Origin of the sequence: Paenibacillus xylanilyticus, assembly GCF_009664365.1 — a bacterium.
GTDB lineage: Bacteria > Bacillota > Bacilli > Paenibacillales > Paenibacillaceae > Paenibacillus > Paenibacillus xylanilyticus_A.
Genome location: NZ_CP044310.1, coordinates 2,285,616 through 2,306,967, shown reverse-complemented (window position 1 = coordinate 2,306,967; position 21,352 = coordinate 2,285,616). Strand labels below are relative to the sequence as shown.

The window sequence follows — 21,352 nt, the reverse complement described above, 5'->3', positions numbered from 1 at the left end:
AGTGGCTTATACTGCGATTATATCAACCGTTTGCATAGGTCAAACAGCACATAAAAGCAATATAAATGGCACAAAAGCAACCAGTTTGGACTCGCTGTCAATCGAGTCATTCATTCACTGCTGACACGCACCTCCTGCAAGCAAATCAATCTCTCCTAACGACAAAAAAAGCGTGCAGACCTGGCTGGTCTGCACGCTCCTTGTATCCTTATTTTTTCACACTGTCATACCATTCGTTGACCTCTTGTGTGATCTGATCGCCACCGCCTGATTTCCACGTTTGTACAAATGTATCGAACGCATCTACAGGATTTTTACCATAAATGATTTCATTGAATGCTTGATTCTCAATTTTGTTCAGATAGTCGAGCTTTGACTTCATCGTTGTCGTAGTCGGACCTGTAAACATGTTTTTGTACGAGATTTCTTCCTGACTAAGCAATACTTTTGCAGCAGCAGGGGTTTCTGGCCCGTAGTTAACGGCCACATCCTTCTCGAGCTTCGTCTCAGGCTCTTTGCCATCAGCCAGGTTCAACAGTGCTTTCATCTGAGCATCCGGAATACGGGCACCATCACGCACAAGCAGATAACGGACAACGTTCACATATCCGCCCTCAATTTGATCAATCGGCAATTGTTTGCCGTCAGCATCCAATTGATAGTCATACTTTTCAAACAGACCGTTATCATACGGGCTTCCTGGTGCAGGATCTGCATAGTTGTCGAACAGGTAGTTCTCATAAGTAAAGAAGGCTTCAGGATGCTCCATGTCTTTCTTGATCAAGATAACACCATTAACAAACTGTGTACCGTGACGCATGGCTTTACCTTCAGGTCCTACTGGAATTTCGATCGGCTTCCAAACGGCACTCGGCACATTTTTCACCGTATCGAGCAGCGGCCATCCGCTCATCCAGTAAGGGCCTGGAATAATACCGGCCGTACCCGCCACGGCAGGCTCTGCCGTTTTGTTCTCATCCCACAAAGCTGCTTCCTGCGGAATGTAACCCTTTTTGAGCCACTCGCTCAATTTGGTCAAACCTTGCTTCATGCCAGGGTTGATGGAGCCATACTCCAGCTTGCCATCTGCACCCAGATTCCATTGAAATGGCAGCGTACCGTATGCACCGAAGATCCAGGATGGATCACCCATCCAGGTGTTCATGGATGTTTTGAAACCGATACTCAGTGGAGTGACCTTATCTGGAGCCAATCCATCCGGGTTGTTATTTTTGAACGCTTCCATTACGGCTTCCAGTTCGTCAATCGTTTTTGGCGCTTTCATGTTCAGCTTGTCCAGCCAGTCTTGACGGATCCAGAGCAGGTAGTCATTGTTGTAGGCATAGTCGAGTACCGGTATACCCATTCTTTTGCCATCACGGCTGTACTGATTCCATACGTTCGGGTCCTGCTCCATTGCTTTTTTCCAAGTATCTGACGCGTATTTATCGAAAAGTGGACCGACTTCCTGATACATGCCGGAATCAATCAAATCCTGAGCCAGCAGGTTATCTCCTACTGTTACCACGTCAGGCATCTCTTGACCGGAAGACATTGCAAGACGAAGTTTTGTCGCGAATGCGTTGTTCGTATCTGTCACAGACCACAGGGATTTGATTTCAATTCCAAATTTGTCTTTGGCCCATTTGGTTGCCACGTTATTTTCCATCGATTCGCCATTTTTGAATTTCAGCTCAGGATCAATTCCCCATGCTGTTGTAATCGTCACTGCAGGATCATATTTTTCTTTGTATTCGTTTTCAACGGCTGGCGTGCTGGAACCCGCACTCTCACCGCCACTGCCTCCACCGCATGCAGTAAGAATGACAGCCAAACACGTTGTCGTAGCCAGGAGCGGCAGCCATCTCTTTTTTGTAGATTTCGCTCTCATTGTTGTTCCCCCTTCAATCAATCGTTTTGGTTACCCTTTCATTATAGGCCTACCGGGCCTTTCAGCCTATGTCACGAAAACAAGATTTCTGCACCTTTGACAACCTATATATTGGAACGGAGGATAAAATTATGCCTGGTCACGGAATTCATTCGGCGTCATGCCGTAATGCTTTTTGAACATTTTGCTGAAATATTGCGGATTTTGATATCCAAGTTCACTCGTGATTTCGTAAATCTTCTTGTTGCTGTTCTTCAGCAGATACAGCGCACGTTCCATGCGCATGCGAATCATATAGTCCCCAAGTCCTTCGCCCGTTTCGGCTTTGTAAATCTTCGACAGATACACGGGATGCAGGTATACCTTGTCGGCAATCATCTTCACGGACAGATCCTGTCCCGTATCTCGGGTGACCATCTCCTGAACCTGCTTGATGACATGCCTGCGGCTTTGGGTTCCCGCCTGATCGGACAACTCTTCCTGCAGCTTCGCAAGCATTTCCGTAGCCCAGCGTCGCAACCGTTCGGGAGATTGGATCAACTGATGTGCCAGCAGCAGGTCAAAGCCTGCATGATCGATCTCGTGCACCAGGTGACCCTGCTTGTGGGCGATATACATGAACGCATTGGTCACAGATAAATACATCTCATACACGTGTTCTCTGGACAAACACACCCGTTCCGCAGCGTCAAATACAGCATTTAACTTGCTTGCTGCAGCTTCCCACTGCTTCGTTTCGAGCAACTGGGGCAAAACCGGTGGTTTATAAAGTTCTTCCAGGGCTTGCCCTGCATCGTTTTCCATCCGCTGGGATCTATCCTTGTCCATGAAAATAATCTTGTTCTCATCCGGTCCGGAAAGGACCAGCGATCCCAGACTTCTGCGGTAAGCCGCAGTCATTTCTTGAAACGGAAACGGCGGTGTAACCACCATGGACAGATCTCCCTGCAGGTAACGAATGACATGCTCCCGGAAAGTATCCACCGGTCCGGTCAATGTCTCCTGGGTCATGGACGCTTCCTCCACCCGTCCCTGATGCTGTAGAAACATGACCAGACATTCATGCGGCCCTCGTCCAAACCAGACTCTGAATTGGTCTCCGAGAACTTCCTCTGCTATATTCCCCACCGCAAAGTCCATCAGGTCGAGTGATTGCTGATCCATGGAAGAGAATCGACCTGTAAGACGAATAAGGAGCATAACCACCGGTTCTTCGGGTTCGAGTCCAATCTCATATTGCTGCAGCTGTTCGCGAAGGGCACGCGTTGTAATTTCACGGCCAAGCAGCAGATCATGCATCAGATTTTCACGCAAAATTTTATAATCCGATTTCCGGCTGTACAGGAGCCTATGATATTTATCAAACTCATCCCACTCCCCGCGGAGTGACGTAATCGCAGCAGAGACCGAAGCCATGAATTCCTCATCATTCACGGGTTTCAGAATATAATCGGATGCCTGCAGCTGAATTGCCTTTTTGGCATAATCAAAATCACTATGCCCGGTCAGCAGAATACAGCGGATATGAGACCATCTGCTGCTCACCTCTTCAATCAGGTCCAATCCGCTCATCCCGGGCATACGAATATCGGTAACGACGATATCGACCGCATTTTCCTCCATGATCTCGAGCGCTTCCTTGCCGGACGCTGCACGAAGCACCGTCGTTACTCCGAGCTCTCCCCACGGAATGGTCATTTCCAGACTCTCCGTTACATACGTTTCGTCATCCACCAGCAGTATATCAATCAACGTTCGTCACTCCCTGTCTGCTACATTTGCAATATATTTTCACTCTCAAAAAAAACAATCAATGGTCGTCAATCACTCTGCATCAGCACTTACTTCTTCCTCATCTATTTCATCTTCTGCTGGCCATGACAAGGCTACACAGAGCCCCCCCAGTGAGGATTCGGTTATATTAATGCCTGCCAGTTCTCCATACCGCAGCTGCAATCGTTGATTCACATTCCACAGACCACAACCCATATCCTGATCCATCGTGCCCCTGAGCTTGTCCAGCAGCTTATCCCGCTCCTCACTGGTCATGCCCTGACCGTCATCTTCGACCTTTAGAATCATAACACCATTCTGTTTTTCTCCGGACACCCTGATCTCTCCAGCATCTGCATCGGCTTCAATGCCGTGAATGACCGCATTTTCAACCAATGGCTGCACGATAAGGGGTGGAACTTCCTGTCTCAACATGCTGTCTGGCAGATCAATGCGGTAACGAATCCGATCCATGCGCATCTGCTGGATTTCGAGGTAACAGTTCACAAATTCAATTTCCTCGTTCAGCGGCACAACGTCACGTTCCTGTCTGGTTGTATAGCGATAGTATCTGGATAAATTGTGTGACATGGCTACCACGGCATCCACACGTTTCAATTTCGCCATACTTGTGATAAAAGAGAAACAGTTATAGAAGAAGTGCGGGTTAATCTGGGATTGCAATTGCTTCAACCGGGCTTCACGTACGTGAATCTGTTCCAGATACACATGCTCAAACAGCTGCTGAATCTGTTCCACCATGGAATTGAATCGCTCGGACAAAAAGCTGAATTCATTCCGGCCCTTGGGCTTAATTCGTACCGAATAATCTTCCTGCTTCAATCGCTGGAATCCGCGAATAAGCTGCTTCACAGGTACCTGTACCTGAACGTACAACAGATAGGCGGCCAGGAAACTCATGCCGAGCAAACATATCATTGAAGAATAAAAAAGCACATTCGATTGATGAATGGGTTTCAATATATCGGATAACGGCATATAATCCACCAGATACCAGCCTGTCGTGCTGGATTTGACCGTATTCACCATGTAAGGTTCGTTGTCAATGACCACCGTGCGATTGTCCACATCCTGAAGTGTATGAATCGCCAGCTGGTCCATCAGCTGATTGGTCAGCTCACGATCCGAGGTTCGGTTATAGATGACACCGGATTCCTCTCGATAATAGAAGGGATCATGTCTTCCATCGTCCTTGAACTTGTCCAGCATATCCCGAATGTTATCGCTGTCGAATTCCAGCTTGATAATGGTCTCTGCGTTTACCGCGGGGTCCTTAATCCCATAAGGAGAAGCGGTAATCCAGCTGAACATGAATTTCTCATCTTTCCCATCCACAATCTTGCGTACATCCCAGCCCGAAACCATACTTTCCCTAAGTGCCTGCTTGTCATAAAAACGGGCATCCCTTTCGGAGACAACCCTGCCCATGGAAGGGGAATATAAATATAATTTCGTTGTCCAGTTCGACGAACTTTCCTGAATGCTCAGCTTGTTCTGGATCCGCTTGACCAGATTGATTGCATCAAGGTCAAAATACCGACTATCGGTATAAATCCGGCGGAAGCTCGCAATATCCGGATCATGGATGAGAAGATTAGGCCAGGACGATAACAGCTCAATGTGCGTATTCACCTGATTTTGGAAAAACTCAAGCTGGTTGCTATTGGAACGATTCAATTCATCCCTGAGTACAGCTGTCGTTTTGTGATTCGAGTACCAGTAGAGCAATACAACGGGGATCAGCATAATCAGAATCAAGATCACCATTTTGGAAAACAGATTGGTCCGGTATGACATTATTCATCTCACCTTGTCTAAAATTGTCGTGACATTAATTGTAATGATGTAAGCGGTAAAAACAATCACTTTTTTTATCCGCATAGTTCTCTGCCTTCACCCATTCATCAGACTTAATCAAACCGGCTCATTTATAGCGTAAGCGTTACCATATTGAGGATAAAGGTCACAAAACCAATATTTCTGCACTAAATTCAACTTCCACAACACAAAAAAGCCAGCCTATTGGCCAGCTCTTCGCGGATAACATCGCTATTGCATACTCCTTAAAATCTGATTCTATATGTATGTATTCCTTGCTGAAACTTATGGTATGGCATAATCGAATACAATGTTCTGACCTTCTACCTCTACATCCAGCACAATATCCCTAAGCTTTCCCCTTACTTGAAGCGGTGACTGTGCAGTACCTGAAAATGCAATTTTGCCGGTGAACGTGCTATGAGGCATGATCTCGAGATGGACCGGCTGGAGTTCAACAGACTTCAGAGCTTCGTATAGCGGATCATCCTGTTGTCTGTAACTTCTCGCCAAGTCGGGCAAAATCACAGCTGCGACGGGCTGCCTGCTATAATTTTTAAGTGTGAGATCACAGCTTACTCTTGTATTTCCATCTAGAGCCACTTGGTACATGCAGGAGCTATCATTCTGAAGATAAGATACACTATGGATGCCTGTGGAACCCCATTTGGCGACATACATCACCTTATCTGTTATGTAGGAATAACTTAAAATAATGACCACGACGATCAGCCAGAGCTGTCTTGCCAGCCGAGGATATGAAGACTTGATTTCTTTGCGGGTTAGATAAAAACTGCATCCTAATAAACCTAGTCCTATAAATAGCGTAATATGTACACCGCTCACGTACGCTGTGGTATAGGGGGATAACCCTATTTTGGATAACATCTGATCTCCCACCGAGTAACCGAGGTGGTGATTAAACGTAAAAATGATTGCAAAAAGCAGCAAAATCGCAGAGAACGCTAATTTCGTCCTCGACACAGGAACACCCCCTATTTAGCCACCTGATTATATCATAATTTTCCTAATTATGGTGTACAATCCATATCAAAAAAATAAATCAAGGCGTCTTCGACTATTGCCGAAAACACCTTGATCATAAGAAGTATCGTTACTTGGCTAGGAATGCGTCGAGCTGTTCCTGTTTGGCTGCAATGATTTTATCGATACCTGCGGCCTTCAGCTTCTCCAGATACTTGGGAATCATTTCGTTTGGATCCACTGCTCCGGATGTCATGCCTGGTTTGAACTGTTTGTTTACGTTATTCACCGCTGCTATTTCGTTTTTGACGGACTGGCTGTTGAAAGTAAAACCAAGTGCAGGCGACTTGACTCCCTTGGCATTAAACTCCTTGAACTTCTCCCACTTCTGAGGATCTTCATTATCCCAGAGGAAGTTCAGGAACTGGTTACCAAGCTGCCATTGGGCACCAGGATTATACGTGCGGCTGTTCGCATCCACGCCTTCAGGCAGCGTGATAATATTATCCTGACCATCCTTTTTCACATAATGCTTGCCTTCGATTCCGAAATTCAACAGATTATTGATTTCCTTGTCCGAGTGGAGCAAGTTGATGACCTGCATCGCTTTTTCAGGCTGCTCGGAAGAACGTGAGATGGCCAGCATGGCACCGGAAGCATCACCGGTTGTGATGGTCGGCTCTGTCATTTCAATCTGAGTCAGCGGGTATCCGACGTACCCTTCTTCTTCCTTGTCCTTCCCCGGTTTCATGCCGTCGGTCCACATAAACGCCTTCCCTGCCTTCGCCTGATCTTTCGGGAAGACGTTGGAAGTTGCCGCATCGCTATTGATGTACCCCGCTTGATACCATTTGCGGGCCAGTGCTGCGGCCTCCTTGAATTCAGGTGTCTCCACTTCGTTCAGCACGGTCGTTGTGCCAGCTGTCTTGGAGATCACTCCAGGTACGGATGCATCACCGAGATAATCCCAGTCCAGATTCTCCAGCAGTCCGTTACCATTGGTGTTCGACATATAGAATGGAGTAACGGATGGTTCATTTTCCTTGATTGTTTTCAGCAGAGGCTCCAGATCGGTCCATGTTTTTACCGTGGTCAGGTCGAGTTTGTATTTATCCGCGAGATCCTGGCGCACCAGAACACCACGTGTAGCTGCCAATTCCTTGTTTGTCGGAACGCCGTAGTTTACACCATCCACCTGTGAACCTTCCAGGAATGCAGGGTCCAGATTTTTTTTGATATCCTGCCCATATTGATCAAGCAGGTCATTCAGGGGCAGGAACGCACCTTTGGCTACGTTGACGGTATAGTTCTGCCATGCCGCCGTGAAAATAATATCCGATTTTTCTCCGGAAGAGATCATCAGATTGAGCTTGTTATCCCACTGTCCCCAGTCGATTGCGTTAATCTTGAGCGTAGCTCCGATCTTGGGCTCCATTTTTTTGTTAATCTCGGCTTCCACCAGTGCCACGTCTTTCTGTGGTGTCCCCGGGTAGTACAGTGTTACCTCATACGGTTTAGCTGCACTTTCCCCTGAACCTCCGTTTTCTGCCCCTTGCGTTGTTCCGCTTTGGTCTGATGAACATCCAGCAAACACCAGGCTGAATGCCATCACGGCTGCCGTAAGTCGCGTCCATACCTTCATTGATTTGATCAACTGAACCCCTCCCAATAATGTTGAACTTTTGCGCACACGATTTCCCCAATTCGCATGTAACCCGGATCTAACTCCGATCCTTCACTGCATTGTATATATGCCCTTTCATTCTATCTTGGGATCATCCATTACCCCGCTGACCGGGACGGAGTTATCCCTTCACAGCACCCACCGTCAGACCTTTAATGAAGTACCTTTGGAAGAACGGATAGGCCAGCACAATCGGACCGATGCCCACGACAGCCATCGCCATTTGCAGCGTTTTGTTAGGAAGATTCAACAATCCGCCCTGTGATGAAATCTGTGAAGAAACATTGGAGTTGGATGTTAAATATTGAATATCGAGCAGTGTTCGGTACATGAGGTACTGAAGACTGATCGTCCGGTTATCAGAGATAAAAATCATACTGAGGTACCAGTCATTCCAGTAGTTCAGTGTGCTGAACAATGCTACGGTGGCCATAACCGGTAAGGAGAGCGGCAGTACGATACGTGTAAACGTTCGAAGCTCACCTGCGCCATCAATCCGAGCCGATTCAAGAATGGATACCGGAATAGAATTGGCGAAGAATGTACGCATCACCAGAACGAAGAACGGTGACAACAATAACGGCAGTATCAAGGCCAGAATGGAATTTTTCAGATCCAGGACATTGACGTATACGAGATACCAGGGAACGAGCCCCCCGTTGAACAGCATCGTGAAGAAAATAAAGAAAGCAAACCATCCGCGGTAGGGCAAATCCCTTCTGGAAAGCGGGTAGGCATATAGTGCAGTCAACGCTACGCTGGTAATGGTGCCCAGCACCGTCACGATGATGGAAATGCCGTAGGAATGGATAATCTGATCCATATCCTTGAACAGAAACTCATAAGCGGTCAGGCTAAACTTCTCAGGGATCAGCTTGTATCCGTTCGCAATGACGGTTGTCTCGTCCGAGAAGGATATGGCGAAGACAAGCAAAATCGGAACGATGCAGGCTATGGCATAGAAGATGAACATTGCGTGTATAACGGACGCGGAACGCCGCGACACTGCAAGTGGGTCACGTGATTTCACAGCAGACTTGCCTCCTCTCTAAAATAATGCATTATCTTTATCCATTCTTCGGACGATCGTATTGGATACAAGCACAAGTACAAATCCGACAACAGCCTGATAGAGGCCAGCCGCAGAAGACATCCCAATGTCGCCGCCAATGAGGAATGTGCGATAGACATAGGTATCCAGAACGTTCGTTACAGGGAACAATGCCCCCGATTCCAATGGAACCTGATAGAACAGACTAAAGTCCGCATAGAAGATTCGGCCGATCTGCAGCAAGGTCATGATGACTATGAGCGGAACGAGAAACGGAACCGTAATAAACCGGATCTGATGCCACTTGCTTGCTCCATCCAGCACGGCGGCTTCGTAGTACTCCTCATCAATACCTACGACAGCTGCGAGATAAATGACGGCATAGTATCCGATGTTTTTCCAAGTGTTCACAATCGGCAAAATGTACGGCCAATACTTCGGCTCCGAGTACCAGTCAATGGGCTGCCCGCCAAAGAGCTGCAGGATTGTCGAGTTCATAAAACCTGAATCCTTGCCGAGAAACGCCAGAACCAGATAGCTAACCACGATCATTGACAAAAAGTATGGCAGGAGCATCAAGGATTGATACAGTTTGGACATCGCTTTGTTCTTTACTTCATTCAGCAGGATCGCAAGTCCTACCCCTACAAACAGATTCAGCGCAATAAATACCGTGTTATACGCAAGTGTGTTGCGTGTGATCTCCCAAGCATCACTTGTTGAGAACAGGTACTTGAAGTTATCCCAGCCGCTCCAGGGACTGCCCCATATTCCGTCGGCGTAATTGACATTTTTGAATGCAATCAGGACGCCAAACATCGGCATGTAGTTGTTCACCAGCAGAAACAGAATCCCTGGCAAAAACATGAGATACAAGACCTTGAACTTACCGAGATTGTACAAAACGGACTTTCGCTTGCGGACGGATCTATCCGGTATATCCGCTACCCGTACACCCTTACCCGCCTGGGGTTGTGTCTTCATAACCTCTTCTCCCTCACTCCTCTTGATTTCCTTCCTCAGGATGAAGCACCGCTGTGTATCCTGTGGTTCAAGTATAACCGCGGGGAGCTCTGGCCCAATATCGGCTGTGGTGACCTTTTCACTTATCAAATGATGACATTGGCATAATACCAAATAAAATAAAAACAAAATAAAAGACGCAGCATGCTGCGTCAACGCTAGACCGTTCTGGACTGTTTACGGAACTCCTGCGGCGTAATGCCCGTGCACTTTTTGAACATTTTCGTGAAATGGGAGTAGTTATAGTAACCCACTTTGCCGGCAATATCCGTGACCTTTACGGTGGATTCAGACAACAAGGTTTTGGCTTTGTCTACCCGCCGCTGCAAGATAAATTCAGAGAGAGACATTCCCTTCTCCTTCCGAAACAGACGGGACAGATATGCTGGATTGAAGCCGGCAAACGACGCCAGTTCCTCACGCATCAGATCTTCGCCAATATGATTCTCGATATAAACGCATAGTTGGTCCACAATCGTCATCGGACTGTGATCATCCGGATACAGGATCGGAATGGCACGATCAATCAGATCCAGGGACCACAGTTTTAATTGCGGCAAGGAACGTGTAACCACACTTTCTTCAGGCTCACGCTCACCAGGGTACAGGCTGCGTACGGATACATTTTTCTGATGAAGCAGGGGATAGACCACATGCAGCATGGCATGATAGAACAGGCGCAGAATCTCTGGAGATAACTGTTCCTGCGCAGCCAGCAGCTCGAATATTTCTTCCACGCGTTCCCGAAGATCATCCACTTTGCCGGTTTCAAACAAAATCGACAACTCCGAAAACCAGGGGATTGGCAGAAATCGGTCCTCCGGTTTCTTTCCCTGCTCATCATATACGAATACTCCCTCAAGCTCCCTGATATTGCGTCGCTCCATATCCATCAGTTCGTTCAGCAAACCCTGCAATTCGGTTACGGCCACGGGTGCACCTACGTAACAGGACAAGCGGCAGTAGAAATACGTCCCACATTCCCGAATATACAGCTGACAATTCTGTGCCACCTGGCTAGCAGCAGGTACGACCCCATCCTGTTCATACGCAAGTACAATATTCAGACCGCTATGGTCCTGAAATACTTCTCCTGGCCGATCCCCGAGGATCATCTCCCTCGCTGCATTCCGAAGAGCATATTCCAGTACCTCCTCATCACGCAGATCGAATTCCCTTACCCATTCCTCTACTGATATGACAATCGGCAGAATGCGGGCGTGCGGGTCAATCTCCGCACCATAAACTTCGGCCAGCTCTTTCAGTCGTGGCCTGGTTAGAGTGACGCGCTGGGAAATGGCGTCTTTCCAGAACCGCTCCGTCAGCAGTGGTTTGTGAGTTTGCCAGCGCTTGTATACCGACTCATATATTTCGTTGGTACGCGAACGCTGCTCCCCGGCCTTGAGTTTATCTACGGCCTGTGTAACCACCTTAAGAAGTTGATCAGCCTGGGCGGGTTTTAGCACATAATCGAAGCTGTTTAACTTGAGCGCTGTCTGGGCGTAGTCAAATAGGGCATGACCTGTCAGAAAGATCGTCAGGATGCCCGGAGCATGCTTCAATACCCAGCTCTGCAGATCCAGACCCGTCTCTCCCGGCATTTCAATATCAGAGATCATGATCGAGATGGACTGGCTCTGAAGCACCATTCGTGCCTCTTCCGCATCACCCGCGCTAAATACCCGATCAATGCCGGCCAAACGCCAATCAATCCCTTCTACCATGGCCTGAAGAGCATAAACCTCATCGTCCACGATTAATAGATTTCGCATCCGTTCAAGCTCCCCCTTCTTCCTCTTCCGTTTGGGCGGGCAGATACAGGATCACTGCCGCTCCGCCAGCATTCAGATTTTGGAACTCCAATTTGGCTGATTCATCGTATTTCACCAGCAATCGGTGAGCAACGTTCCAGATCCCGATGTGCTGTCCGCCTGGGTCTTCCGCATACTTCCCTCGCTGGAGACGCTCAAGCATGTCTTGTTCAAAGCCGACACCGTTATCCTCTACCGAAACCCTTAATATAGTGTTGTGCTGTATAGCTTCAACCTCAGAATATGGACTGGATAACGTTTTCGTTAAGTTGGCTGAGATGCGTATCACGAATGGTTCCGTACGCCGTCTGAATCCATGAATAATGGCATTTTCCACAAAAGGCTGGAGGGTCAAAGGCGGCAGTACAAAATGACCAAGACCTTCATCCACGTCCAGAGAAAAATCCAATTTATTCGGGAACCTGAGCTTTTGAATCTCCAGATAGTGACGAATATGCTCGAGTTCTTCATCCAGCCGGATCACGCGTTTGCCTGCCCGGAGACTAAACCTGAAATAATCGGCCAGATGGCCGGCCATCTGCTGGACCAGTTCATGTTTTTGCAGTGAAGCCAGGCTATGAATAATATTCAGGGAATTCAAGTAAAAGTGTGGGTTGATCTGCATCTGAAGCTGCTTGAATTCGGCTTCCCTGGTACGCAGCTGTTCTTCATAGACATCGATTTTCAGATGCTGAATCTGGCTGGTCATCTGATTGAAGCTGTGCGTGACGAACTCTAATTCCGATGAAGTCGGCGGATCAAGTCTCACGTCGAGCTCTCCACGACTGACCCGTCTCATTCCTTTGATTAGCGTATTCATAGGTCGAAACAGCAGCTGACGCAGGAAAACCAGGGCCGTGATCAAAATGACCGCTGCACCAATAGGCAGCAGGCGAATAATCTGCTGAAAGAACGGCAGGTTGCGAAGCATATCCTCTTCCGGCAGCAGGACGATATAGTTCATGTCGGACATCGCCGAAGGCAAGCCGAGCATCAGGTACTGCCGTTCATCCCCCTTGGATGTAACCTCCGATATGACCTGGTAAGGATTCTTCAAACCGGAGAGATGTGCCGCAGCCAGCTTGATCTGTGCCGAGCTGAGGGCTGAACCGGACAGTGCTCCCCCATTGCTATCCACGATAACGGCACCTCCCCGTTCACCGGACTCAGTGAATTGTTCGGGGTGGTTCAGTGCATTCATATCCACAAGCGCACCAGCGTAGAACTGCTGATTAATTCGGACTGTTTTGACCAGTGCATTCCATCCACCACCGCGAACAATGCTCCATTCTGGCCGCTGAGTCTCATCATCCAATTGTGTCATCTGTACAGGCATGCTCTCCCGGACGAGTGACATTTTGATGTCATAACTGCCCGAAGTCGCCAGCAGCAGATCATCATTTACCGCATCATATAGAAAGAAAGAATCAATCAGATTGTAAAATCCGATATCGGTCATGAATTTGTTCATGATCCGCTGTTTCGCAATGATATAGTCCCCGCTGCCGTATTTCAGGAAAAAAAGCGAAATAATATCCGGGTCCCGCTCGCCCAGACTATATAGGTACCGATTTGTCTCCTGCAGCACTCGCTCATTCTGCTCCACACTCTTCGCCAGATGGTTCATGTTGGTTAGGGATACTTTGTCCCTGACAACTCGAATTGCATAGACATTGTTGTAATACAACAGCAGAAACAGCGGCAGCATGATCAGCGTCAAGCCAACCATGAATTTGAAGCGCAGTGAACGGATAAAGTTCATGGGTTCCCGCCCTCTTATTCTCAATGTTTTATAAGACCCTCTACTCTGTAAACGTTATCAAAAACAAACAACTTACGATTCTGTTTCTAATCTGACCTACCGTCAAATTTCCAAATTTCTTCCTTAACGGCGGCATGTTCATTGTAATCATGCTTATTACGTGCTGTATATATGATGAAGTGACTTTTCTCTGTCAGCTCTGGTGACCTGATCACGTCGTTCATTCGATATGTACCGTCTAACCAATTCTCCATTTGCAAAAAAATTCCTGCTCGTTGTCACACGCACACCTTCCACACAAAAAATAAAGCCTTCCTGCCCTGCTCTTCTCCATGAACGCCCGGTCCTGACATGCATACGATATATCACGCCTTAGGACTAAGGTGGAAGGAGGTATGCGGTGTGAATATTCAATTGGTACCGTTACATTATGTATATCTGGCTTTTATCGTGCTTATTGTGGCTGTCATGATACGGCGCCGGGATACGATGATTATCTGTGTTGCCGGGATTATGACGATTGGATTACTGGCAACAGAGACGTTAAGCGGTGCGGTGTCAGGAATCTTTAATAGTTTTGTATATGCAGCCAAAGAGCTGCTCAGCACGATCTTTATCATCTCGATCATTGTCGCCATGAGCCGGGTACTGATTCGCACAGGTATTAATGAAGTCATGGTTGCTCCACTGACCCGGTTTATTCGTTCTCCGCAGGTGGCCTATTGGGGAATTGGGCTGATCATGATGACGGTCTCCCTGTTTTTTTGGCCTTCGCCAGCGGTAGCATTGGTCGGGGCAGTTTTGCTTCCCGTCGCCGTTCGTGTAGGACTTCCACCCATTGGAGCTGCTATCGCAATGAATCTGTTCGGACATGGGATCGCCCTCTCGGGAGACTATATCATTCAAGGCGCTCCCAAACTGACAGCAGATGCAGCTGGGCTTCCGGTTGCTTCCGTCATGACCGCAAGCATACCGCTCGTCCTCGTGATGGGGGCAGTATCCACACTGACGGCCTTTTGGATGTTACGAAATGAGATGAAAAGTGGCGTCGGCACTCAGATGCGTTCTCCTATCCCAGGCGAACCTCTAATTGGGGCTTCTTCTCCTTCCGAAACCTTACCGGGGTCAGGGGTTGTAACTGTACAACAACGTCAAGCGATACCGATACGACTACAAAAGGCATTCGCCATACTTATTCCATTGTTATTCGCAGTGGATGTGATTCTGATGTTTGTTCTTAAGCTTCAGGGCGGGGACGCTACAGCCTTAATCGGAGGCACCGCAGTATTTATCCTCATCACGGTTACTCTCGCAGCACATCGGCATGAAGGCCCTGAAGAGACAACGAATTATTTAATTGAAGGCTTTCAGTTCGGCTTCAAAGTATTCGGTCCCGTTATCCCGATCGCAGCTTTCTTTTATCTGGGAGATGCAGCCATCACCGAATTGTTTAGTAACCCTCTACCCGATGGTTCACATGGGATAGTCAATGATCTTGGTGTTGCTCTTGCGGGGCTGGTTCCCTTGAATGATACGGTAGGTGCGATCACAATGACCTTGATTGGAGCCGTTACAGGAATGGATGGTTCGGGGTTTTCAGGGATATCCCTGGTGGGGTCCATCGCTTCGATGTTTGCCGGCACAGCAGATTCAGCCCCCGTATTAACAGCACTCGGTCAGGTCGCTGCCATCTGGGTTGGCGGTGGTACCTTAATCCCTTGGGCTTTAATTCCAGCTGCTGCCATCTGTGGTGTCAGTCCATTTGAACTGGCGCGTCGCAACCTGAAGCCGGTACTGCTTGGTTTAGCGGTCACGACGATCGTCGCCATCTTCTTACTATAATTAGTGCAATCTTAATACGTATTTTGAAAAGAAGTACGCTGCCTGGCCCAGAGCCATAGCTCGTTCCTGCTCCAATGGGCTAGATGCAGCAGCTCCTCATAAGGGTCACCCTGTAACCCCAGCACTGCGGCAAAGGCTGGCTCTGTCTTCAATCCACCCCATTTCAGTCGGCGGATCTCGTCGTGACCTTCGGCACCCCAGAGCTGCAGCAGCTCCCATTCGACTAACATATGAAGGTAAGCATTTTGTTTATTGACCGGCAACGATTGGGCGTAAATCTCCAACGGCCAATCCTCAATCTGAAAAGAACAAGTCATGTAGGCACTAGGGATATCCATACCTAGCCCTGTTCCGCGTTGACACGAAAAATGCTCCATTCCGCTAAAATGGTTAGTCACTACCCTCTCGAACGCGTTCAGATCGGAAGCTTCACACAATATATCAAGATCACTGCCAGGAATGTCTATATCAATGGGTACGGTTCCTGCCGGATAAGGGGTATATGCCTCCAAAATGGAGAACAAACCACTCTGAAGAAGCACCCTGTAAGCATCCCGCTGCCGTTCGTTCCCGGATGCCAGATGTGCCAAGACCTCAGCAGTTGTCTTCATGGATTCTGAAGCAGCCGAATCATTCCGCCGCTCCTGTAATCACCTGTTTCACACGACCAACTTGCCCACTTGTCAGACGAACCTTGATGCCATGGGGATGCGTAGGTGATTTGGTCAGCAAATCCTTGACGACTCCCCTTGTCAGTTTACCTGTAGGCTGATCTTGCTTCAGTACGATATCCACTTCCAGACCAGGTTTAATGTTCACTCGTTGTTGTCCGTTCATCATGCAGTCCTCTCCTTCCTCTTGCAACGTCAATCCATTCAGCTATGTTAGAGCGAAGCTTCATCTATTGTAAATCTTTTGGATTTAAAACAAAAGCCATGCCCGCTGCATGGAAACTTGCAGCAGCCTTATTTCGGATCTGAATCCGGAGGGGATGATTTGCTCTTCATGTCCCGCAGAGCGGACCGGTAGATCTCATCCGCACTCTTTTCAATTTCATTAGAGGTTGACTCAACTGGTTCCTCTTGGGGTTCAGGGGGTTTGCGAAAATGAAGCAGAGCCTGACGATACTCACTATCATTTCCTTTTGTTTGAGATTCCTGCTGCCTGGCTTGGTGGCTCACTTCCATCTTGTTTTCCCGCAATTCCGTTTCGGTCTCTCTTGGTCCATCCGGTTCCGTATATTCCACCGGGTCTGAAGAATCCTGCAATTGTCCCTCTGTCTGCTCGTCCCCATGCAGAAGGACAGGCTCCCGCTCTGTCTCAGCCGTTTGTGCAGCCCTGGCTTCTGCAGCTCTGCGGGTCGATCTTGAGTTAAAGATCATGAGAAAAATAACCCCGAGTATAACAATCACGGCCAATATAATCAACATCTAAGCATCCTCCTTGTCATCGCCTGTGGCAACTTATCAATATATTGGTTCCCCAATCTGCGATTTATATTTCATGTTGTTTCGTATAGAGCAGCAGAGTACCGGGAATGCTCCAAACAGGATTGTCAGCAGAAGAACATATTAGGAGGAATGATCCACATGAACTCTCGTGCCATATTGATCAATATCATTGTCATTCTGGTGATTTTGGGGGCAGGTGCCGCAGGCATATACTACTACAACCAATCCACCAGCTACGTTAAGACGGATAATGCATTAGTCACGGGTCAGCCCATATCCATTGCTTCCACCGTTAGCGGCGAACTCCAAACGTGGAAAGGCAAAGTAGGTACCTCGTACAATCAAGGGGATACGATCGGGACCGTCTCGGCAGGCGGTAAATCAACTCCAATTACCATGCCTGTTGCCGGCACCGTTGTCCAGGCGACCGCAGTGGAGAACTCATTGGTTTCTGCTGGTAATCCACTGGCTAGAGCCTATGATTTTAATAACTTGTATGTGACCGCGAATGTGGAAGAAACCGTGATCGACAAAATCAAAAGCGGACAAATCGTTGACGTATACATCGATGCATTTCCAGATACCACACTAACAGGCAAAGTAGATCAAATTGGGCTTGCTACGGCTTCCTCTTTTTCCCTGCTACCGTCGTCCAATACCAATGCCAATTACACCAAAGTTACGCAGGTTATCCCGATTACCATTACGATTGAGGGTTACAAAGGTCTGGGTGTTGTCCCAGGCATGAGCGCCATTGTGCGCGTTCATATATAAGGTCTGCCGATGGATAATCAATTGCCGCTCGGAAGAACCATTGCCGTCCTGCTGCTCGGCGCCTTTATCGCCATTCTGAATCAGACTCTGCTTAATGTGGCGATCCCCCATCTGATGAATGATTTCAACGTCTCGGCAACAACCGTACAATGGTTATCGACTGCCTATTTGCTCGTGAATGGGGTTCTCATCCCCATAACAGCCTATCTGATTGAGTCATTCGGAACCCGTAAACTCTTCACCACAGCGATGCTGCTGTTCACCGTTGGCTCTGCTATCTGTGCAATCAGTCCGGGATTTACAGTCATGCTGATTGGGCGTATCGTACAGGCCAGTGGTGCCGGCATTATCATGCCGCTGGTCATGAACGTATTTTTAACCGTATTTCCACCCGAAAAACGGGGAACAGCGATGGGAACCATGGGGATCGCCATGATGTTTGCTCCAGCTATTGGTCCTACCTTGTCAGGCTGGATCGTGGAGCACTACACCTGGCGCATTCTGTTCTACATGGTTATCCCGCTGGCTTTGCTCGATATCCTGTTTGCTTTTCTCTGGCTGCGAAATGTGTCCAAGCTCAGTTCTCCCAAATTCGATGCGTATGGTGCGCTCTTTTCAACGATCGGATTCGGATTTCTGCTGTATGGCTTCAGCTCTGCCGGTGACAAGGGATGGAGCAGTGCCGTTGTGCTGTTAACCTTGATCATCGGTATTCTGTTCATCACGTTCTTTGTTCTCAGGGAAACGGCAATGAAACATCCCCTGCTGGAATTTCGTGTGTTTAAATACGATATTTTCACCATCTCCACACTGGTCAGTGCCACCATCAACATGGCACTTTTCGGGGGGATGCTTCTGTTACCCATCTATCTGCAAAATATAAGAGGTTTCTCCCCTCTGCAATCGGGTCTCTTGCTGCTGCCAGGTGCACTGCTGATGGGGGTGATGTCACCCATATCAGGAGCGCTATTCGACCGGATCGGCTCCCGCCCACTAGCCATTGTAGGCCTGCTGATCACGGCATTCTCTACCTTTGAATTCAGCAAATTGACCGGGGAAACGCCTTATGGCCACATTATGATGCTGTATACTCTTCGGAGTTTCGGCATGTCCATGCTGATGATGTCCGTGCAGACCGAGGGCCTAAACCAGTTACCTCCTCATCTGACCAGTCACGGTACAGCCATGTCCAACACGATAAGGCAGGTAGCTGGCTCGATTGGAACAGCTCTGCTAATTACCGTTATGGCTACACGTTCAGGCATACATTTGGCTGACTACAGCAATACGGTCACGACAACCAATGTGCCCCTGACTGAACAAGTCGGGCTCCTGGGTTCGCAGATGGCTGCCATAGCAGGCGTGCCAGCTGAACAGGGTTCTACACTGGCGTTACAGCAGCTGTACGGTATCGCAGTTCAGACCTCGACCATTGAAGGCATTAACGATGCCTTTATTGTCGCCACCTGGATTTCCATTATTGGTTTGCTCCTGTCGCTGTTTCTCCGGCGGGCAAGAGCTCGCCCTCGTGCGGTGAAGACAGAACAATAATCTTATTCCTGAAACATAACAAAAGCCGCCGGTCTCTCCTATGAGAAACCGGCGGCTTTTACAATTGTATTAGGAGCGCTATTTAAAGGAAACGCCATCCTTCGCTGCTTCTTTTGCCTTCACTGCAAGCAGTTCAGATACGGTGACGAAGCGGTATCCCTCTTGCTGAAGCTTGGGCAGTATTACTTTTAACGCAGCAACGGTCTGGGCCCTTCCTTCCACCTTGTCGTGGAACAGCACGATATCCCCATTGCGCGCGTTTTTCAATACCTTGTTCGTAATGGCTGCTACCCCAGGAGAAGCCCAGTCCCGTGTGTCCTGATGCCAGGACCATAATACAATGGTATAACCTTTTTGTTTGGCAACATCAATGACCATGTCATTGTAAAATCCCCCTGGTGGACGGAACAGCAGCGGACGTGGGACACCAGCATCCATAATGGATTGCTCGGCAGCCACCATATCCTGCGTAAACTTGTCCTTAGCAGTGGATTTAACCGCATAAGTGTGTGCATAAGTATGATTGGCCACTTCATGTCCTTCATGCTGTTCCTGCATGACCAGCTCAGGATACTTTTCCGCCCATTTACCCAGTACGAAAAAAGTACCTTTCGCTTGGTACTGCTTAAGCAGAGCCAGAATCTGCGGGGTCTGTACCGGGTCAGGACCATCATCGAAGGTCAACGCAATGAGCTTGTCATGGGTAGGGACCTCCCAGACAATCTCTCCTCGTTCTTCATAATATTGACGATTCTTCTGTACCGGCTTCGCATAGGCAGAACTGGTGCCTAGCATGAGAATCAGGGTGAACAATCCGATCGTTCGGGCTGCCTTCAGGTTCATGTTTAAGTCCTCTCTTTATCGTCAAACGTAAACTCCCTGTTAGCATTTCCCGAAATGCCGGAACTATTTAACGGAAAATCTGGTCAATGACTGCGATCTCCTCGGCAGACAACGTTACATCCAAGGTTTTCAGATTGTTGATGACCTGCTCCGGTTTCTTTGCCCCTGGAATGAGTGCATCAATCGAAGGCTGAGTCAGGTACCAGGCCAGCACGAGATGTGCAACCTCGGCATTTTTGGATTCAGCAATGCTGCGGAGCTGTTCCACTTTGTCCAGATTGCGGATAAAGTTCTCACCCGTGAACAGCGGATTTTTGGCCCGTCCATCCTGGAATGTCGTATCCCGATTATATTTACCACCCAGCAGCCCGGCTGCCAGCGGAAAGTATGGAACAAAAGAAATTTCATGCTCTGCCGTGTACGGAAGCAGTTCTTTCTCAGCCTCTCGTTTGAACAGATTGTATTCGGATTGCAGCACATCCACATAACCATCCCGGTTCGCTTCACGCAGCTGTTCGATGGCGAAGTTGGATACACCGATCGCGCGGATTTTGCCATCGTCTTTCAGTTGTTTTAATGCACCTACTGCCTCATCCTTCGGTGTCTGCTCGTCCGGAAAATGGATGTAAAACAAGTCGATGTAATCCGTCTGAAGGCGTTTCAAGGCTTCATCCACAGAAGCTTTCAGAAAAGCAGGAGAGTTATCAATCACCACGCTGCCATCCACGAATTTGTGAGCTGCCTTGGTGGCTATAATGGTTTGTTGACGCTGCCCCGTTTCCTTTAGTACCTCTCCAATTAAACGCTCTGAATGTTCAGGTCCATAGATGAAAGCTGTATCCACAAAGTTAATCCCTTGTTTCAGCGCTGTACGAACCACTTCCTTGCCTGTTTCATCGTTCAGCATATCCGGGTAGATATTATGTCCCCCTACTGCGTTTGCCCCGAGTCCAATCGGGTTAACGAGCAAATCGGTTTTCCCCAAGCGAGTCTGCTTTTGTGTCATAATTCATCCATCTCCTTTTCCTGAGCGTTGGCTTCATGGTTATCGTAGTAGTTCTTCCTGCGATGAA

At 48.2% G+C, this 21,352-nt stretch carries 18 protein-coding genes; 3 read left to right on the top strand and 15 right to left on the bottom strand.

Going from position 1 to position 21,352, the window contains the following annotated elements; translation table 11 throughout:
* Positions 1 to 208: 208 nt before the first annotated feature.
* The 10 genes from F4V51_RS10460 to F4V51_RS10415 all read right to left on the bottom strand — a co-directional run bounded on the left by F4V51_RS10460 (position 209) and on the right by F4V51_RS10415 (position 14,072).
* On the bottom strand, positions 209 to 1,891 hold the full coding sequence (locus F4V51_RS10460) for an extracellular solute-binding protein (protein ID WP_153977914.1): 1,683 nt from the start codon (positions 1,889 to 1,891) through the stop codon (positions 209 to 211).
* A gap of 129 nt (positions 1,892 to 2,020) precedes the next feature.
* A complete protein-coding gene (locus tag F4V51_RS10455; RefSeq protein WP_153977913.1) occupies positions 2,021 to 3,643 on the bottom strand; it encodes a response regulator in 1,623 nt (540 codons plus the stop codon).
* Between the two features lie 72 nt (positions 3,644 to 3,715).
* A complete protein-coding gene (locus tag F4V51_RS10450; RefSeq protein WP_153977912.1) occupies positions 3,716 to 5,482 on the bottom strand; it encodes a sensor histidine kinase in 1,767 nt (588 codons plus the stop codon).
* 306 nt (positions 5,483 to 5,788) lie between these two features.
* Positions 5,789 to 6,487, bottom strand: a complete 699-nt coding sequence (locus F4V51_RS10445; protein WP_153977911.1) for a hypothetical protein — start codon at positions 6,485 to 6,487, stop codon at positions 5,789 to 5,791.
* 130 nt (positions 6,488 to 6,617) lie between these two features.
* The gene (locus tag F4V51_RS10440; protein ID WP_153977910.1) at positions 6,618 to 8,141 is read right to left on the bottom strand and encodes an ABC transporter substrate-binding protein; all 1,524 of its coding nucleotides are present in this window, start codon (positions 8,139 to 8,141) and stop codon (positions 6,618 to 6,620) included.
* Between the two features lie 151 nt (positions 8,142 to 8,292).
* On the bottom strand, positions 8,293 to 9,201 hold the full coding sequence (locus F4V51_RS10435) for a carbohydrate ABC transporter permease (RefSeq protein ID WP_153977909.1): 909 nt from the start codon (positions 9,199 to 9,201) through the stop codon (positions 8,293 to 8,295).
* 18 nt (positions 9,202 to 9,219) lie between these two features.
* Complete coding sequence (locus F4V51_RS10430) at positions 9,220 to 10,206, bottom strand: ABC transporter permease (RefSeq protein WP_176476010.1); 987 nt, start codon at positions 10,204 to 10,206, stop codon at positions 9,220 to 9,222.
* A 197-nt stretch (positions 10,207 to 10,403) separates the two neighbouring features.
* Complete coding sequence (locus tag F4V51_RS10425) at positions 10,404 to 12,017, bottom strand: response regulator transcription factor (RefSeq protein WP_153977908.1); 1,614 nt, start codon at positions 12,015 to 12,017, stop codon at positions 10,404 to 10,406.
* A 4-nt stretch (positions 12,018 to 12,021) separates the two neighbouring features.
* Entirely contained in the window at positions 12,022 to 13,818 is a 1,797-nt protein-coding gene (locus F4V51_RS10420; protein ID WP_153977907.1) for a sensor histidine kinase, read from the bottom strand.
* Between the two features lie 86 nt (positions 13,819 to 13,904).
* Positions 13,905 to 14,072, bottom strand: coding sequence for a hypothetical protein (locus tag F4V51_RS10415; protein WP_153977906.1), 168 nt, complete (start codon positions 14,070 to 14,072; stop codon positions 13,905 to 13,907).
* 214 nt (positions 14,073 to 14,286) lie between these two features.
* Here F4V51_RS10415 and F4V51_RS10410 point away from each other — a divergent pair, with 214 nt between their 5' ends.
* Complete coding sequence (locus F4V51_RS10410; RefSeq protein WP_416226534.1) at positions 14,287 to 15,660, top strand: hypothetical protein; 1,374 nt, start codon at positions 14,287 to 14,289, stop codon at positions 15,658 to 15,660.
* 11 nt (positions 15,661 to 15,671) lie between these two features.
* Here the strand turns inward: F4V51_RS10410 and F4V51_RS10405 are convergent, their stop codons facing one another.
* The 3 genes from F4V51_RS10405 to F4V51_RS10395 form a co-directional block, all read right to left on the bottom strand.
* The gene (locus tag F4V51_RS10405; RefSeq protein ID WP_153977904.1) at positions 15,672 to 16,271 is read right to left on the bottom strand and encodes a DUF4269 domain-containing protein; all 600 of its coding nucleotides are present in this window, start codon (positions 16,269 to 16,271) and stop codon (positions 15,672 to 15,674) included.
* A gap of 19 nt (positions 16,272 to 16,290) precedes the next feature.
* Positions 16,291 to 16,497 (bottom strand): YwbE family protein, encoded by a 207-nt coding sequence (locus F4V51_RS10400; RefSeq protein WP_153980646.1) that lies wholly within the window; start codon positions 16,495 to 16,497, stop codon positions 16,291 to 16,293.
* 128 nt (positions 16,498 to 16,625) lie between these two features.
* Positions 16,626 to 17,090, bottom strand: a complete 465-nt coding sequence (locus F4V51_RS10395) for a hypothetical protein (RefSeq protein WP_153977903.1) — start codon at positions 17,088 to 17,090, stop codon at positions 16,626 to 16,628.
* 159 nt (positions 17,091 to 17,249) lie between these two features.
* On the opposite strand from F4V51_RS10395, the gene F4V51_RS10390 reads away from it, so the two are divergent.
* Positions 17,250 to 17,885, top strand: coding sequence for an efflux RND transporter periplasmic adaptor subunit (locus F4V51_RS10390; RefSeq protein WP_153977902.1), 636 nt, complete (start codon positions 17,250 to 17,252; stop codon positions 17,883 to 17,885).
* Between the two features lie 9 nt (positions 17,886 to 17,894).
* Positions 17,895 to 19,436 (top strand): DHA2 family efflux MFS transporter permease subunit, encoded by a 1,542-nt coding sequence (locus tag F4V51_RS10385; RefSeq protein ID WP_153977901.1) that lies wholly within the window; start codon positions 17,895 to 17,897, stop codon positions 19,434 to 19,436.
* 78 nt (positions 19,437 to 19,514) lie between these two features.
* On the opposite strand, the gene F4V51_RS10380 is transcribed toward F4V51_RS10385, so the two are convergent.
* Both F4V51_RS10380 and F4V51_RS10375 read right to left on the bottom strand, forming a co-directional pair.
* Positions 19,515 to 20,279: a polysaccharide deacetylase family protein gene (locus tag F4V51_RS10380; protein ID WP_153977900.1), complete on the bottom strand. Its 765-nt coding sequence runs from the start codon at positions 20,277 to 20,279 to the stop codon at positions 19,515 to 19,517.
* A gap of 67 nt (positions 20,280 to 20,346) precedes the next feature.
* On the bottom strand, positions 20,347 to 21,285 hold the full coding sequence (locus F4V51_RS10375; protein ID WP_153977899.1) for an aldo/keto reductase: 939 nt from the start codon (positions 21,283 to 21,285) through the stop codon (positions 20,347 to 20,349).
* Between the last annotated feature and the right edge of the window lie 67 nt (positions 21,286 to 21,352).

What these genes read in the sequence shown, in the direction of transcription:
- F4V51_RS10420 (WP_153977907.1), bottom strand. Translation starts at nt 13,818, where the DNA reads ATGAACTTTATCCGTTCACTGCGCTTCAAATTCATGGTTGGCTTGACG.
- F4V51_RS10385 (WP_153977901.1), top strand. Translation starts at nt 17,895, where the DNA reads ATGGATAATCAATTGCCGCTCGGAAGAACCATTGCCGTCCTGCTGCTC.
- F4V51_RS10400 (WP_153980646.1), bottom strand. Translation starts at nt 16,497, where the DNA reads ATGAACGGACAACAACGAGTGAACATTAAACCTGGTCTGGAAGTGGAT.
- F4V51_RS10450 (WP_153977912.1), bottom strand. Translation starts at nt 5,482, where the DNA reads ATGTCATACCGGACCAATCTGTTTTCCAAAATGGTGATCTTGATTCTG.
- F4V51_RS10390 (WP_153977902.1), top strand. Translation starts at nt 17,250, where the DNA reads ATGAACTCTCGTGCCATATTGATCAATATCATTGTCATTCTGGTGATT.
- F4V51_RS10410 (WP_416226534.1), top strand. Translation starts at nt 14,287, where the DNA reads ATGATACGGCGCCGGGATACGATGATTATCTGTGTTGCCGGGATTATG.
- F4V51_RS10395 (WP_153977903.1), bottom strand. Translation starts at nt 17,090, where the DNA reads ATGTTGATTATATTGGCCGTGATTGTTATACTCGGGGTTATTTTTCTC.
- F4V51_RS10460 (WP_153977914.1), bottom strand. Translation starts at nt 1,891, where the DNA reads ATGAGAGCGAAATCTACAAAAAAGAGATGGCTGCCGCTCCTGGCTACG.
- F4V51_RS10405 (WP_153977904.1), bottom strand. Translation starts at nt 16,271, where the DNA reads ATGAAGACAACTGCTGAGGTCTTGGCACATCTGGCATCCGGGAACGAA.
- F4V51_RS10380 (WP_153977900.1), bottom strand. Translation starts at nt 20,279, where the DNA reads ATGAACCTGAAGGCAGCCCGAACGATCGGATTGTTCACCCTGATTCTC.
- F4V51_RS10425 (WP_153977908.1), bottom strand. Translation starts at nt 12,017, where the DNA reads ATGCGAAATCTATTAATCGTGGACGATGAGGTTTATGCTCTTCAGGCC.
- F4V51_RS10375 (WP_153977899.1), bottom strand. Translation starts at nt 21,285, where the DNA reads ATGACACAAAAGCAGACTCGCTTGGGGAAAACCGATTTGCTCGTTAAC.
- F4V51_RS10430 (WP_176476010.1), bottom strand. Translation starts at nt 10,206, where the DNA reads ATGAAGACACAACCCCAGGCGGGTAAGGGTGTACGGGTAGCGGATATA.
- F4V51_RS10415 (WP_153977906.1), bottom strand. Translation starts at nt 14,072, where the DNA reads ATGGAGAATTGGTTAGACGGTACATATCGAATGAACGACGTGATCAGG.